Origin of the sequence: Falsiroseomonas frigidaquae (assembly GCF_012163145.1) — a bacterium.
Taxonomy (GTDB): Bacteria; Pseudomonadota; Alphaproteobacteria; order Acetobacterales; family Acetobacteraceae; genus Falsiroseomonas; species Falsiroseomonas frigidaquae.
In genome coordinates, this window is the sequence record NZ_JAAVTX010000001.1 from 682100 (window position 1) to 695807 (window position 13708).

Here is a 13708-nt window from a genome sequence, read left to right on the forward strand (position 1 = left end):
CCGCCCCTAGAAGAAAGGTTACAAAAAATCAATCCCTGGTGCTGCCACCGGCCAGTCGCGCCAGGTCCGGGATCGGCCGGGCCAGTTCCGGCAGCGCCTGAAAATGCGCCTCCAGCGCCTGGGCGGCATCCAGGGTAAAGCCATCCGCCCCGCGCGGCCCGACCACCTGCAGGCCGAAGGGCATGCCCTTCTCGTCCCGCCCGCAGGGGATGCAGATGGCGGGATGCCCGGTCATCGAGATGCCGTAGGTGATGCCGGACGTAGCGAAATAGCCCTCCAGCGGCATGCCCTCCATCTCGGTCGGGTAAGGCAGTTGCTTGGGGAAGGGCGTCAGCGCCTGGCAGGGCAGCAGCAGCAGGTCGTGGCGGGTGAAGAAATCCTGGAAAGCGCGGTAGATGCGGGTCTGCTCGGCATGCGCCTCCGCCAGGTCGGACAGCGTGTAGCGCAGCCCTTCCTCGTAATTGCCGCGGGTATTGCCGCCGAGCAGCCCGGGGTCCTGCTCGTAGTATTTGCGGAAGGCGGCCAGGAAGTTGGTGCAGCGGATCACGCGATAGGCGCGGTCGATCCCCTCCATGTCCGGGTCCTCCTCCACGCAGGCCGCGAAGTCGCCCGCCACAGCCGCCATGCGCGCCTGGAAAACCCGGCGGATGCTGGGCGCCACCGGGGCGAAGCCGAGATCGGCGGAAATCGCGACCCGCAGTGAGGAAAGGTCCAGCGGCCGCCGCAGCGCCAGGGGCTCACGCTGCTTGCTGGCCATCGGATCGCGACTGTCCACGCTGGCCATCGCGTCCAGCAGCAGCGCCGTATCCGCCACGTTGCGCCCCATCGGCCCCTGCACGGACAGCACCGACCAGCCGAGCCGCCTTCGTTCGGAGGCGACCAGCCCCGGCGTCGGCCGGAACCCCACCACGCCGGACCAGGCGGCCGGCTTGCGCAGCGACCCGCCGGTATCGGAGCCGGTGCAGAGCGGCAGCATGGAGGTGGCCAGCGCCACGCCGGACCCGCCGGAGGACCCGGCGCAGGACAGCGCCGGGTCGAAGGCATTTCCGGTGGCGCCATAGACATCGTTGATGGTGTTGCCGCCGGTGCCGAATTCCGGCGTGTTGGTCTTGGCCAGGATGATGGCGCCGGCCTGGCGCAGCGCCGCCACCACGCGCTCATCGCGCTCCGGCACATGGTCGCGGAACATCGGCGAGCCATAGGTGGTGCGCAGCCCGGCCGTGTCGTTCAGATCCTTGATGCCGACCGGCAGGCCGTGCAGCGGGCCGAGCTTGTCGCCGCGCATCACCTGCGCCTCCGCTGCCCGCGCCGCCTTCAGCCCGCCTTCCGCATCCAGCGCGACGATCGCGTTCACCGCCGGGTTCACCGCCTCGATCCGGCGCAGGCAATCCTGCAGCAACTCGACCGGGGAGATGCGGCGCGTGCCGATCAGCCGGCGCAGCTCCACCGCCGGCAGATCGCAGAGCGAGGTCCCCATGCTCGTGTCCATCCGTGTCTTCCCCCTGCCCTGCATGAGGGCCATTCCAACCCATCGCCCCCGGCCGGACAACCGCCGCCCCACCCTCCGCGCCACGCCGGGCCGGTGATAGGCTGCCCAACGCAGCAGGGAGAGCTATGGATGCCGGATTGGAAAGCCGCCGCCACCGAGGCCGAGGCAATCACGCGGGCCTGGCCCGCCAGCGAACCGGGCGGCGCCGTGCTGCTGTTCGACCGCGACGGCATCCGCGGCGAGTTCGCCGGCGGCCTGGCCAGCCTGGCGCATGGCATCGCCTTCAGCGCAGCGACGCCGACGCGCTACGCCTCCCTCACCAAGCATGTGTTCTGCGCCTTCGCGCTGCATCACGGGCTGGACCTGGCGGCGCCGCTCGGCACGCTGCTGCCCGATCTGCCGGACGCGCTGGCCGGCGTGCCGGCCTGGCGTGCGCTCGGTATGACCGGCGGCCTGCCGGACCTGATGCAGAGCTATGGCCTGTGCGGCGTGCCCTATACCACGGCGCTGGACAATGCGGCGCTGGATGCCTTCACCGCGACGCTGCCGGGGCTGGATACGCGGCCGGGCACCGAGGTGTCCTACAGCAACACCGGCTACCGGCTGGTGGAACAGGCCATGGCGCGGCACGGGCAGGTTTTCGGCGTCTGGGTGGAAGGCGCGCTGAATGCGGCGCTCGGCACCGGCTTCCGTTTCCCCGCCGCCTGGGACCGGCCGCTGCCCGGGCTGGCCGATGGCTACTGGCGTAGCGCGCCGCAGCAGGAATGGCATGCCGGCAGCTATGGCATGGCGCTGTCGGCCTCCGGCGCGCTGACCGGCAGCGCGCGGGACCTCGCCACCTGGCTGCGCGCGCTGCTGCGCGGCGATGGCCCGGCGGGCGATGTGTTGGCGCGGCTGGCCGCCCCCGCCCCACTGGCCGATGGGCGGCCCACCGGCTACGGGCTGGGCCTTGCGCTGGCCGAGATCGGCGGCCGCCGCCTAATCGGCCATGGCGGCAGCCTGCCCGGCCACAAGAACCACTTCCTCCTCGACCCCGAAAGCGGCGCCGGCGTGATCCTGCTCTCGAACCGGGAGGAGACGGAGCCGATGCTGCCGGCGCTGCGCGTGATGGCGGCGCTGCTTGGACTGGAGCTGCCGCCACGGGCGCCGGAGCTGCTGCCGGAGGGCCTGTTCATCGAGGCCGCAGGCCCCGCCTGGATCGAACACCGCGCCGGCGCGCTGAGCTTCCTCGGCGCGACGGAGGCGCTGTATGCGGGTGCGCAGCCTGGCGAGGCGATCTCGCTTTCGCCCTATCTGCCGATACGGCTGCGGCGTGATGGCGAGGGCATCGCCGGCGAGATCGGCCACGCGCCGCGCCACTTCCATCCCGTGCGGCCCGCCTCGCTGTCCTCCGGCATGGCCGGCACCTGGCGGGCCACGGCGCAGCATGCGGAGATGGAGATCACGATTGCGCGTGACGGCAGCGCCACCTGCGCGATGGGCGCCGGCCCGCTGCACCGCCGCGCCGAACTGACCGCGCTGGATGCCACGCGCGCCCTGCTGCCGATCGGCGCCGCACCCTGGCCGAGCCGCGCCTGCCTCTGGCTGGAAGCGCCCGGGGTGCTGCGGGTTGTCACCAATCGCAGCCGCGTGCTTACGTTTCGGCCTGTCTGAACGGGAGGCTGCGCATGACCAGGTCGATCCTCAAGGGCGCCGTCGCCGCTACGGTGCTGCTGGTGGGCTCCGCTACGGCGGTGTTGCTGGGCGCGGCCACGGCGCAGGCCCAGGATGACCGGCGCGTGCTGCGCGTGGTGCCGCATGCGGATCTGCGCACGCTCGATCCCGTCGCCGTCTCCGTCGTCATCACCCGCATGCATGGGCTGATGATCTATGAGACGCTGTTCGCCTGGGACTCCGAACTGCGCGCGCATCCGCAGATGGTGCGTGATGTGACCACCAGCGCGGATGGCCTGGTCTGGCGCTTCACGCTGCGCGACGGGCTGCGCTTCCATGATGGCCAGCCGGTCTCAACGCGGGACGTCATCGCCAGCCTGCGCCGCTGGATGGCGCGGGACGTGGTGGGCAGCCATCTCGGCGCGCGCGTCGCCTCGCTGGATGCGGTGGACGACAAGACCTTCGAGATGAAGCTGACCCGGCCGCATGGCTTCGTCACCCAGGCGCTGGGTTCCGCCGTCGGGCAGATCCCGGCCATCATGCGGGAGGCCGATGCCGCCAGCGATCCCTCGCGGCCGATCACCACCACCATCGGCTCCGGCCCCTTCCGCTTCAACCGCGACCAGTGGATGTCCGGCCAGCGGGTCGTCTATGACCGCAACGCCGAATACGTGCCGCGCGCGGAGCCGCCGGATGGCCTGGCCGGCGGGCGCGTGGTGAAGCTGGACCGCGTCGAATGGCGCATCATGCCGGATGCCGCGACGGCGGCGGCGGCGCTGCAGACCGGCGAGATCGACATCTGGGAACAGCCGGCGCTGGACCTGCTGCCGGTGGTGGCGCGGCGGCGCGATGTGCAGGTGGAGCGGCTGAACAGCCTCGGCAACCAGGGCATGCTGCGGCCGAACAGCCTGCACCCGCCCTTCAACGACCCGCGCGCCCGCCTCGCCTTGGCCTATGCGACGGACCAGGCGGAGGTGATGGCCGGCGGCTGGGGCGATGAGCAATGGTGGCGGCGCTGCCGCGCCTACTTTATTTGTGGCACGCCGCTCGGCACGGAGGCCGGGACCGAGGGCTATGCCAGCCCGAACCTGGAACGCGCCCGTTCGCTGCTGCAGGAATCCGGTTATCGCGGCGAACGTATCGTCTTCGTCACCAGCACGGACATCGCGCCGATCGGCCGGATGGCGGAGGTGGTGGCGGCCAACCTGCGGCAGATCGGCATGAACATCGACCTGCAGGTGAATGACTGGGGCACGGTGGTTTCCCGCCAGCCGCGCAAGGACCCGCCGGACCAGGGTGGCTGGAACCTGTTCGTCACCTACGCCTCCGGCGCCACCATGCAGCATCCGCTGACCAATATCGGCACCAACATGTCCTGCGACGGCCGCAACTGGTCCGGCTGGCCCTGCGACGAGGAAGCCGAGCGCCTGCGCACCGCCTTCCTCGATGCCGCCGAGGGACCGGCGCGCGATGCGGCGCTGGAGGCGCTGCACCGGCGGCTGGCGGAGGTGCAGCCCTACCGCGTGCTCGGCCAGGTGGACCAGCCCTATGCGCGGCGCGCCAATGTGCAGGGCGTGCTGAATGCGCCGGTGATGGTGTTCTGGAACATCGAGAAGAACTGAGGGCGCGGCCCGCCTACCGGAACCGCTCGGCGCGGTAGGGCTCCGGCGGCAGGAAGGGGGCCTCGCCGGTCATCATCTCCGCCAGCAGGCGGCCGGTGGTCGGCCCCAGCGTCAGGCCCTGGTGCGCGTGGCCGAAGGCGCACCAGGCGCCCTGCTGGCCGGGCAGCCGGCCGATCACCGGCAGCATGTCGGGCGTGCAGGGCCGCACGCCCAGCCAGGGCTTGTCCTCCACGCGATCCTCCAGCGGCAGCAGGCGCCGCGCCAGCGGCTCCGCCCGCGCAAGTTGCACCGGCGTCGGCGGCGCCTCGGCCACTGCGAATTCCGCACCGGTGGTCAGCCGCACGCCGGCGCGCATCGGCGCCAGCAGGAAGCCGCTCTGCGTATCGAGGATCGGCCGGTGCAGCACGGCATTGCCGCGCAGCCGGTAATGCATGTGGTAGCCGCGCTTGCCGAACAGCGGCGGCGCGTAGCCGAGGCGGCGCGTCACCGCCCCTGCCCCGGCGCCGAGCGCGATCACCACCTCCGCCGCCTCCACCGGCCCCTGCGGCGTGGTGACGCGCCAGCCGGCGCCGTGGCGTTCCAGCGTCGTCGCATCGCCACGCGCGATGCTGCCGCCGGCTTCAGTGAACAGTGCCGCATAGGCCAGCGTCAGGGCCTGCGGGTCGCTGACCGAAAGCGGGTCGGTCCAGTGGATCGCGCCTTCGCGCGCCGCCAGCAGATGCGGCTCCGCCGCCGCCAGCGCCTGGCTGTCCAGGGCGACGAAATTCACGCCATGCAGGCGATGCGCGCGCTCCGCCTCCGCCAGCGCCGCCGCCATGGCTTCGGGCGTGGCGTAGAGACGCATCCAGCCGATCGGCCGCAGCAGCGCCATGGCGGGCGTTCCGCGGGCCAGCGCCAGATGCTCATCCAGGCAGGTGGCGATCAGTGCCGCATGCCCGGCCTGCGCCTGGGCGTAGCGCTCCGGCGAGGAGTGCCACCAGTAGCGCAGCAGCGGCAGGGCGATGCCCGGCAGCGCGGTCGGGTGGTACACCGCATCGACGGACCGGTTGCGCGCAATTCGGAGAATCTCGGACAGCTTGCGCGGGAAGGGATGCGGGAACACCGCCTCCCTCTGGATCAGCCCGCCATTGCCGAAGCTGGCGCCTTCGCCCGGCGGCTGGCGATCCACCAGCACCACCTGCCGGCCACGCCGCTGCAGTTGCAACGCGACCGAGACGCCGACCATGCCGGCCCCGAGCACAAGCACCGATCCCGCCATCCGAGTCCCGACTCCATCTGCCAGCGCCATCCAGGCAGAGTGGGTCGGATCCGCGGGATTCGGTAGCCCCCGAACCTATCGGCGTGGCGTCAGCCGGCGCGCACCCCTGCATCGCGAATCACCTGGGCCCATTTCGCGCGTTCGCCGGTCATCGTCGCGGCGAAATCCTGTGGCGAGGAGCCGACCACCTCCGCGCCGACCTGGGCGAAGCTGCGCGCCACCTCCGGGCGCTGGCACGCGGTGCGGATCGCGTTCACCAGCGCGGCCAGCGTCTCCTCCGGCGTGCCGGCCGGGGCCAGCAGGCCGTTCCAGACGGAGGATTCGAATTCCGGCAGCCCCTGCTCCGCCACCGTCGGCAGTTCCGGCGCCAGGGCGGATCGGCGCAGGCTGGTCATCGCCAGGCCGCGCACCCGGCCGGCGCGGATGCCGGGCAGGTAGCCGCCGCTGAAGGCGAAGTGGATCTCGTTCTGCATCAGCGCGACTTCGGATTCAGCCGCGGTGCGGTATGGAACATGCACCACCTGCGCGCCCGTCATGCTGGCAAACAGCGCGCCGGTCAGGTGCGGCGAGGTGCCGGCGCCCGGGGAGCCGTAGTTCAGCGCGCCGGGCCGCGCCTTGGCCAGCGCCACCAGCTCCGCCACGTCCCGCGCCGGCAGGTCGTTCGGCACGGCCAGCGCCATCGGCGCCGTCGCGACGATGGACAGCGGCGCGAAATCCTTCGCCGCGTCGTAGCGGATATTGGGGAAGATGCTCGGGTTGATCGACAGTGTGGTGACCGAGCCCATCAGCAGCGTCGTGCCATCCGCCCGCGCCCGCGCCACCGTCTCCGCCGCCAGCATGGTGCTGGCGCCGGGCTTGTTCTCGATCACCACCGGCCGGCCGAGCAGCGCCGCCATCGGCTCCGCGACGATGCGGGCCCAGGTGTCGGAGGCGCCGCCGGGCCCATGCGGGCAGACGATGCGGATGGGGCGGTCCGGCAGCGCGCCGGACTGCGCCAAAGCGGGCGCCGCGAGGCCCCCGGCGAGCAGGCCGCCGCCGACCAGAAGGCGGCGCCGCGTGGGGCGGTTCATCGGATTGTTCATGACGTTTCCTCCTCCGTTCAGGCCGCCGCGCGCCGCGTGCCGGGTTCATCCAGCGGCGCCGTCGTCGCGTCGTAGCCATAGACCCAGTCGGTGCCGCCCGGCCGGCGCAGGAAGGTGTTCTCGGCCGAGAGGCTCTGGATATCCGTGGCGCGCGGCATGCGGTTGGCTTCATAGCGGCGGAAGGCGCCGGCGATGCCATCGGCCTCGGTCTCGGCCAGGCAGCGGGACAGGATCACCGCATCCTCCAGCGCCATGGCCGCGCCCTGCGCCATGTAGGGCGACATCGGGTGGCAGGCATCGCCCAGCAGGGCCACGCGCCCTTCCACCCAATGCGGCAGCGGGTCGCGCGCCAGCAGCGCCCATTTCCACACCTGCGGGCAGGCGGCGAGCACATGGCGCACATCCGGATGGAAATCCGCGAAGGAGGCGCGCAGCGCCTCGACATCGCCGCGCGCGGACCAGCTTTCCGGCGTCATCCAGGACGGATCCTCCGGCTGGCTGGTCACGAAGTACACTTCGTCCCGCGCGGCGGTGATGTAGTACATCACCAGATGCCGGTCCTGCCCCCACCATTTGGTGCGGGAATTGCCCAGTTGCCGGTCGCCCAGCAGCGCCGCCGGGAAGACGGTGCGATAGGCGACACGGCCGGTGAAGCGCGGCGCCTCCGCGCCCAGCATCTGTTCCCGCACCACGGAATGCACGCCATCGGCGGCGATCACCGCATCCACCGTCTCCCGCGCGCCATCCGTGAAGGTCAGCGTGACCCCGGCGGTATGCTGGTCGAGGCCGGCAAGCTTGCGGCCGAGGCGGAGATGCTCGGCCGGCACGGCGGCGGCCAGGGCGGCGTGCAGGTCGGCGCGGTGCAGGCACATGTGCGGGGCGCCGTAGCGCGCCTCCAGCGCATCGCCGCCGGGCAGCTCGTTGGTCACGGCGCCGGTGTCATGGTCGCGGTTCAGCAGGCTTTCGGGGCGGAAGCCGATGCGCCGCACCTCGCCGTCCAGCCCCAATGCGCGCAGCGCCTTCATGGCGTTGGCGCCCATCTGGATGCCGGCGCCGACGCGGGCGAAGCCGGGCGCCTGCTCAAAGACGGTGACGCGGTAGCCGGCGCGCAGCAGCAGCGCGGCCGCGGCCAGCCCGCCCAGCCCGGCACCGACGATGCCGATGTGACCCCTGCCTTGCATTGGCGTTTCCCCTTGTGTCCCGGGGCTACCTACAAAGCCGGGAAGGTCCTGGAAAATGCCGTCTCGTCATCGCCTCCCATGCCGCGACGGCATAGGGTGGCCTGGCGCCGGCATGGCTAGCCCCAGGCGCCTTGTGCGGCGAGCCCTGCCACCTCCTGCCGCAGGATATCCTCGGCGAGGTTGCGCGCCGGGGCTGCCGCCGCCTCCCGCAGCCGCACCAGACACAGCGCGGTATCGAGCCGCGCTGCCAGCAGGCGCGTCGCCGTCACCTCGCCACGGGCCACCGCTTCCCGCACCGTGGCGAAGGTCAGCACGCCATGGCCGAAGCCGGCCGCGACCAGGTTGCGGGTCAGCGCCACGCCATCCGCCTCCAGCACGATGTCCAGCCGGATGCCGGCCTCGGCTGCCGCCTGTTCCAGCATCAGCCGGGTCACATGCGGATGCGCCGGCAGGATCAGGCGCAGCCCGCGCAGGTCCCGCACCCGCCAGGGCGTCGCGCGCGGGGGCTCGCCCGGCGGCGCCACCAGGTACAGCGCCTCCCGCAGCAAGGTCTCCCGCGCCAGGGCGTGGCGGTCGGGCGGGTCGTGCATCAAGGCGAGGTCGGCTCGGCCGGTGGTGACCCAGTCGAGCAGCGTGGCGTTCACCCCCTCCATCGCGTGGATCGAGATGTTGGGATGGTCCTGCCGCATCCGCAGCAGGAAGCGCGGCATGACCAGCGCGCCGGTGGTCGGCGGCACGGCGATGACGACGTGGCCGGAGACGGAGCGCTCCAGCTCCGCCACCTCGTCCTTGATCTGCCGGGCGGAGCGCAGCAGCAGTTCCGCCCGGCGCAGCACCACGGTGCCGGCCGCCGTCAGTTCCACCCCGCGCGCGCCCCGCAGCATCAGGGCAACGCCCAGCTCCTCCTCCAGCTTGCGGATCTGGCGGCTGAGCGCGGGCTGGGCGATGCGCAGTTCCTTCGCCGCGGCGGAGACGCTGCCGAGCCGGGCGACATGGATGAAGCTGCGCAATTCGCGAAGGTCCATCGCGAGGGGCATCCTCCAGTTGGGATCGGATCATGCCGGTTCGCTCGCCCAGGTCCAGCATGGCCGCGCAGAGCGCCCCGCCTTGCGCCGTGCGGGAAGGCCCGGCATGGTGCTGACAAGCGCCAGAACAAATCCTACGGCCGACCGCCCGCCGCTCGTGGAGGTTGCATGCTCCGTTCCGCCGCCCACCCACCTGTCCCCGAGGATTCAATCGTACCGTGATACAGCGGCGGATGCATCTGGTCGCCTACCTCAAGACGGGCCCGACCGCGAACCACCCCGGCGGCTGGCGGCACCCCGAGGCGGCGCTGCACGACATCTTCACGCCCGAACGCTACGAGCACATCGCCCGCGTGCTGGAAGATGCCTGCTTCGATGCCTGCTTCTTCGCCGACCTGCTCGGCCTGCCGGACATCCATGGCGGCAATTTCGACGCCTATCTGCGCAAGGGCGGGCAGATCAGCTACCTGGACCCGATGACGGTGCTGCCGGTGATGGGCCGGGTGACGCGGCATCTCGGCCTAGGCGCCACGCTGTCGACCACCTTCCTGCATCCCTACCATCTGGCGCGCAGCCTGGCCTCGCTCGACATGCTGACGGGTGGCCGCGCGGCGTGGAACATCGTCACCTCCGCCACGGATCTGGAAGCCCGCAACCTCGGCATGCAGGGCATCCCGGCGAAGGCGGACCGCTACGACCACGCGGATGAGGTGCTGGAGGCCTGCAGTGCGCTGTGGGATTGCTGGGACCCGGATGCCTTCGTGATGGACCGCGAGGCCGGTGTCTTCATCGACCCCGAGAAAGTGCGCTACGCCAACTACCAGGGGCGCTCGGTCAGCACGCGCGGCCCGCTGAGCATTCCGCGCACGCCGCAGGGCAGGCCGGTGTTCCTGCAGGCCGGGGCTTCCGACCGCGGCCGGGAATTCGCGGCGCGCTGGGCGGAGGCCGTCTTCTGCACGCCGCACGGCAAGACGGATGGCATCGCCTTCCGCACCGACATGCATGCTCGCATGCAGTCGCAGGACCGCACGCCGGACGCGTGCAAGGTGCTGCCGGGCATCGCCGTGGTGGTCGGCGAGACGTCGTCCATCGCGCGGGAGAAGGCCGCCTACCTGCAATCGTTGATCGAGCCGGAGGCGCAGACCATGCTGCATTCCGCCCTGCTCGGCGCGGATCTGTCGCGGCACCAGACGGCGGAGGCGGTGGCGGCAGCGCAGGGCAACCAGGGCATCACCGGATCGCAGGATCGCGTGCTGCAACTGATGCAGAAGGAAAACATCAGCTTTGCCGAGGCCGCCGCCCGGCCACGCAACCTGCTGGTCGGCACCGCGCAGAACATCGCCGACGAGATGGAGGACTGGTTCACCTCCGGCGCCTGCGACGGCTTCGTGGTCTTCCCCACTGTCTTCCCCCGCATGTTCGAGGATTTCGGCCGCCTGGTGGTACCGGAACTGCAGCGCCGTGGCCTGTTCCGCACGGAGTATGCCGGCCGCACACTGCGCGAGAATCTGGCCGCGGCCTGAAGCCGTCGGCCCACCCCTCCCCATCACGAACGAGACCCTGCCCATGACGCGACCGTTCCATCTCGGCTGGTTCCTCCAGGGGTCTTCCGTGCAGGCCTGGGGCGAGCCCTGGACCGGCGCGATCGGCCGCGACTGGATGGTGCCGGAGCTGTTCTGCGACATCGCCCGCGCGCTGGAACGCGCCTGCTTCGACTATGTGCTGATCGAGGACAGCTCCTATGTCGGGGAAAGCTATGGCGGGTCGCGCGAGATCTACCTGGCCAATGGCCTCGCCGTGCCGCGCCAGGACCCCAGCGTGATCGCGACGCTGATGGCGGCCGCGACCAGCCGCATCGGCATCGTGCCCACCCTGTCCACCTTCGCCTATCCGCCCTACCTGCTGGCCCGCCTGGTGGCGACGCTGGACCAGGTTTCCGCCGGCCGCATCGGCTGGAACATGGTGACCGGCAGCAGCGACTACGCGGCGATGAACTACGGCATGTCCGGCATGCCCGAGCATGACCTGCGCTACGATATGGCCGATGAGTACATGGGCGCCGTCAACGCGCTGTGGGACAGCTGGGAGCCGGGCGCCATCCTGGCCGATACCGCCAGCGGCGTGCTGGTGGACCACAGCAAGGTCCATGCCGCGGATTTCGAGGGCAAGTGGTTCAAAACGCGCGGGCCGCTGAATTCCGGCCCCTGCGTGCAGGGCCGCCCCGTCATCGCCCAGGCCGGCGGCAGCGCGCGCGGCAAGCGCTTCGCGGCGCTGCATGCGGATACCGTGGTGGCCAGCGTGAAGGGCGTGGCCGCGATGCGCGCCTATCGCGATGACGTACGCGCCAACGCGGTGGCGCAGGGGCGCAACCCGGATGATGTAAAAATCCTGTTCCTGGTGGCGCCCACGCTGGGCGAAACGATGGAGGAGGCGGAGCTGCGACGCCGCCAGCGCAAGGCCCGGGCGGAGGCGCAGGTGCCGCAGTTCCTGGCGCATTTCGGCAAGATCACCAACATCGATTTCGGCCGCTACGACATGGACACGCCGGTGGACCAGCTCGACCTGCACACCAACGGCCACCAGCAATCGCTGGACGATTTCAAGCGCGTCGCCGGCAAGCGCAGCCTGCGGGAGGCGATGCTGGCCTATCGCGGCAACCCCGGCTCGGTGGAGCTGACCGGCACGCCGGATGCCGTGGCCTCCCAGATGGCGGAGGCGATGCAGGAAGCCGGCGGCGATGGCTTCCTGCTGTCGCTCGGCGATGTCAGCCGGCGCAGCGTGGCGGAGATCGCCGATGGCCTGGTTCCCGCCCTGCAGGCGCGCGGCCTGGCGCGGCGCGCCTATGCGCACGCCCAGTTCCGCGACAATCTGCTGGAATTCTGACGCGCGGCACTACGCCAGGCGCAGCTCCACCCCGGCCTCCAGCAGCGCCTGCCGCAGCTTCTCCGGTGGCGGCTCGTCGCTCAGCAGGGTTGCGAAGGCCTGCGCCGGCGCCACCCGGACCAGCGCGCCACGGCCGAACTTCTCGGCCTGGCACAGCAGCACCGTCATCCGCGCCGCCGCCATCGCGGCGCGCTTGATGGCAACCTTCTCGGGGTCGAAATCCATCGGCGCGCCGGCGGCATCGAAGCCTGAACAGGCGATCACCGCGACATCCAGCGACAGATTGGCCAGCGCCGCCGCCGTCTCCCCGCCCACCAGCGACCCGTCGCCGCCGCCGAGCCGCCCTGGCAGCACATGCACGGCCGGATGCTCCGTGCGGGCGAAGGCCAGCGCGGCGACCATGCTGTTGGTGAAGATGCGGTCGCCGCCGCGCCCGGCGAGTGCCACCGCCGCTGCCTCCACCGTGGTGCCGACATCGAGGAACAGCGATTGCCGCGGCGGCAGCAGCGCGGCCAGGGCGGTGCCGATGCGGGACTTCGCGGCCGGCTGGCGTTCGCGCTTCTCGGCATAGCCCAGCCGCACCGCGCCGACCGGCCCGGCGCCGCCATGGAAGCGCTGCAGCAGCCCGGCCTGGGAAAGCTGGATGATGTCCCGCCGAGCCGTCTGCGCCGAGGTGCCGAAGCGCCGGGCCAGCGCCTCGATGGTCGCGAAGCCCTGCTCGGCGACCAGGCGCAGGATCGCCTGCTGGCGCGGATTGGCGGCGACGTCTTGCTCGGGCGGCTGGTCCATGGAAGCTTTCTTACATTGAGAGCTTGCGCCGGGACAAGCATCGGCGCGAGGCTTGTGCCCAAGCGGGAGGCGGCGATGGAATTGCGACTGCATGGGGGACCGGATGGCCCGAGCCTGCACCGGCCGGATGCCGCCTTCGACCCCTGGCAACTGGCCTGGCAGCCCGCCGCCCCGCGCGCGGGCGGCGAGGTGGTGACGCCCCAGGCGGCGCTGGCCGCGCTGGCCGCCGCCCGGCTGCTGCGCGGCGTGCCGGTGGCGGTGATCGGGCCGCGCGAGGCCTCGGCCGAGGAACTGGCGGCGGCGGAAGCGGTCGGGCATGGCCTGGCCCAGGCCGGCCTGGTGCTGCTGTGTGGCGGCAAGGGCGGCGCCATGGAAGCCGCCTGCCGCGGCGCCCGGCGGGCCGGCGGGCTGACGCTCGGACTGCTGCCGGATGAGGAATGGCAGGGCGCCAACGACCATGTGGCGATCCCGCTCGCCACCGGCATCGGCCCCGCCCGCAATGCCATCCTGGCCCGGGCGTCGGTGGCGCTGATCGCGGTCGGCGGGGCCTACGGCACGCTGTCGGAAATGGCGCTGGCGATGCAGTTCAACCGGCTGGTCCTCGCCCTTGGGCGCGCGCCGGAGGTGCTGGGCGTGCTGCGCTGCGACAGCCCGGAGGCGGCGGTGGCGCATGTGGCGCGGCACCTGCTGGGCATGTCATGAAACGATCATTCGCCATCGCCATGG

11 protein-coding genes are annotated in these 13708 nt (G+C 71.5%); 5 read left to right on the forward strand and 6 right to left on the reverse strand.

Features of this window, described 5'->3' with window-relative positions; translation table 11 throughout:
• Nucleotides 1–28 precede the first annotated feature (28 nt).
• Complete coding sequence (locus HB662_RS03250; RefSeq protein ID WP_245185387.1) at nt 29–1489, reverse strand: amidase; 1461 nt, start codon at nt 1487–1489, stop codon at nt 29–31.
• Between the two features lie 129 nt (nt 1490–1618).
• On the opposite strand from HB662_RS03250, the gene HB662_RS03255 reads away from it, so the two are divergent.
• On the forward strand, nt 1619–3142 hold the full coding sequence (locus tag HB662_RS03255; RefSeq protein ID WP_168047070.1) for a serine hydrolase domain-containing protein: 1524 nt from the start codon (nt 1619–1621) through the stop codon (nt 3140–3142).
• Between the two features lie 14 nt (nt 3143–3156).
• Nucleotides 3157–4764, forward strand: coding sequence for an ABC transporter substrate-binding protein (locus tag HB662_RS03260; protein WP_168047072.1), 1608 nt, complete (start codon nt 3157–3159; stop codon nt 4762–4764).
• Between the two features lie 13 nt (nt 4765–4777).
• Here HB662_RS03260 and HB662_RS03265 read toward each other — a convergent pair whose 3' ends face one another.
• The 4 genes from HB662_RS03265 to HB662_RS03280 form a co-directional block, all read right to left on the reverse strand.
• Nucleotides 4778–6010, reverse strand: a complete 1233-nt coding sequence (locus tag HB662_RS03265; RefSeq protein WP_342449431.1) for an NAD(P)/FAD-dependent oxidoreductase — start codon at nt 6008–6010, stop codon at nt 4778–4780.
• Between the two features lie 101 nt (nt 6011–6111).
• Entirely contained in the window at nt 6112–7104 is a 993-nt protein-coding gene (locus HB662_RS03270; protein WP_168047076.1) for a Bug family tripartite tricarboxylate transporter substrate binding protein, read from the reverse strand.
• 17 nt (nt 7105–7121) lie between these two features.
• The gene (locus tag HB662_RS03275) at nt 7122–8285 is read right to left on the reverse strand and encodes an FAD-dependent monooxygenase (RefSeq protein ID WP_168047078.1); all 1164 of its coding nucleotides are present in this window, start codon (nt 8283–8285) and stop codon (nt 7122–7124) included.
• A 116-nt stretch (nt 8286–8401) separates the two neighbouring features.
• Complete coding sequence (locus tag HB662_RS03280) at nt 8402–9310, reverse strand: LysR family transcriptional regulator (protein ID WP_168047080.1); 909 nt, start codon at nt 9308–9310, stop codon at nt 8402–8404.
• Nucleotides 9311–9543: 233 nt separating this feature from the next.
• On the opposite strand from HB662_RS03280, the gene HB662_RS03285 reads away from it, so the two are divergent.
• A complete protein-coding gene (locus HB662_RS03285) occupies nt 9544–10833 on the forward strand; it encodes an NtaA/DmoA family FMN-dependent monooxygenase (RefSeq protein ID WP_209443071.1) in 1290 nt (429 codons plus the stop codon).
• A 43-nt stretch (nt 10834–10876) separates the two neighbouring features.
• Nucleotides 10877–12193, forward strand: a complete 1317-nt coding sequence (locus tag HB662_RS03290; protein ID WP_168047084.1) for an NtaA/DmoA family FMN-dependent monooxygenase — start codon at nt 10877–10879, stop codon at nt 12191–12193.
• A gap of 9 nt (nt 12194–12202) precedes the next feature.
• Here HB662_RS03290 and HB662_RS03295 read toward each other — a convergent pair whose 3' ends face one another.
• The gene (locus HB662_RS03295) at nt 12203–12982 is read right to left on the reverse strand and encodes a DeoR/GlpR family DNA-binding transcription regulator (protein ID WP_168047086.1); all 780 of its coding nucleotides are present in this window, start codon (nt 12980–12982) and stop codon (nt 12203–12205) included.
• A 75-nt stretch (nt 12983–13057) separates the two neighbouring features.
• On the opposite strand from HB662_RS03295, the gene HB662_RS03300 reads away from it, so the two are divergent.
• Entirely contained in the window at nt 13058–13684 is a 627-nt protein-coding gene (locus HB662_RS03300) for a TIGR00725 family protein (RefSeq protein ID WP_168047088.1), read from the forward strand.
• Nucleotides 13685–13708 lie beyond the last annotated feature (24 nt).

Bases quoted from the DNA above. Each gene is read 5' to 3' on its own strand.
- HB662_RS03250 (WP_245185387.1), bottom strand. From the start codon at position 1,489: ATGGACACGAGCATGGGGACCTCGCTCTGCGATCTGCCGGCGGTGGAG.
- HB662_RS03255 (WP_168047070.1), top strand. From the start codon at position 1,619: ATGCCGGATTGGAAAGCCGCCGCCACCGAGGCCGAGGCAATCACGCGG.
- HB662_RS03260 (WP_168047072.1), top strand. From the start codon at position 3,157: ATGACCAGGTCGATCCTCAAGGGCGCCGTCGCCGCTACGGTGCTGCTG.
- HB662_RS03270 (WP_168047076.1), bottom strand. From the start codon at position 7,104: ATGAACAATCCGATGAACCGCCCCACGCGGCGCCGCCTTCTGGTCGGC.
- HB662_RS03275 (WP_168047078.1), bottom strand. From the start codon at position 8,285: ATGCAAGGCAGGGGTCACATCGGCATCGTCGGTGCCGGGCTGGGCGGG.
- HB662_RS03280 (WP_168047080.1), bottom strand. From the start codon at position 9,310: ATGGACCTTCGCGAATTGCGCAGCTTCATCCATGTCGCCCGGCTCGGC.
- HB662_RS03285 (WP_209443071.1), top strand. From the start codon at position 9,544: ATGCATCTGGTCGCCTACCTCAAGACGGGCCCGACCGCGAACCACCCC.
- HB662_RS03290 (WP_168047084.1), top strand. From the start codon at position 10,877: ATGACGCGACCGTTCCATCTCGGCTGGTTCCTCCAGGGGTCTTCCGTG.
- HB662_RS03295 (WP_168047086.1), bottom strand. From the start codon at position 12,982: ATGGACCAGCCGCCCGAGCAAGACGTCGCCGCCAATCCGCGCCAGCAG.
- HB662_RS03300 (WP_168047088.1), top strand. From the start codon at position 13,058: ATGGAATTGCGACTGCATGGGGGACCGGATGGCCCGAGCCTGCACCGG.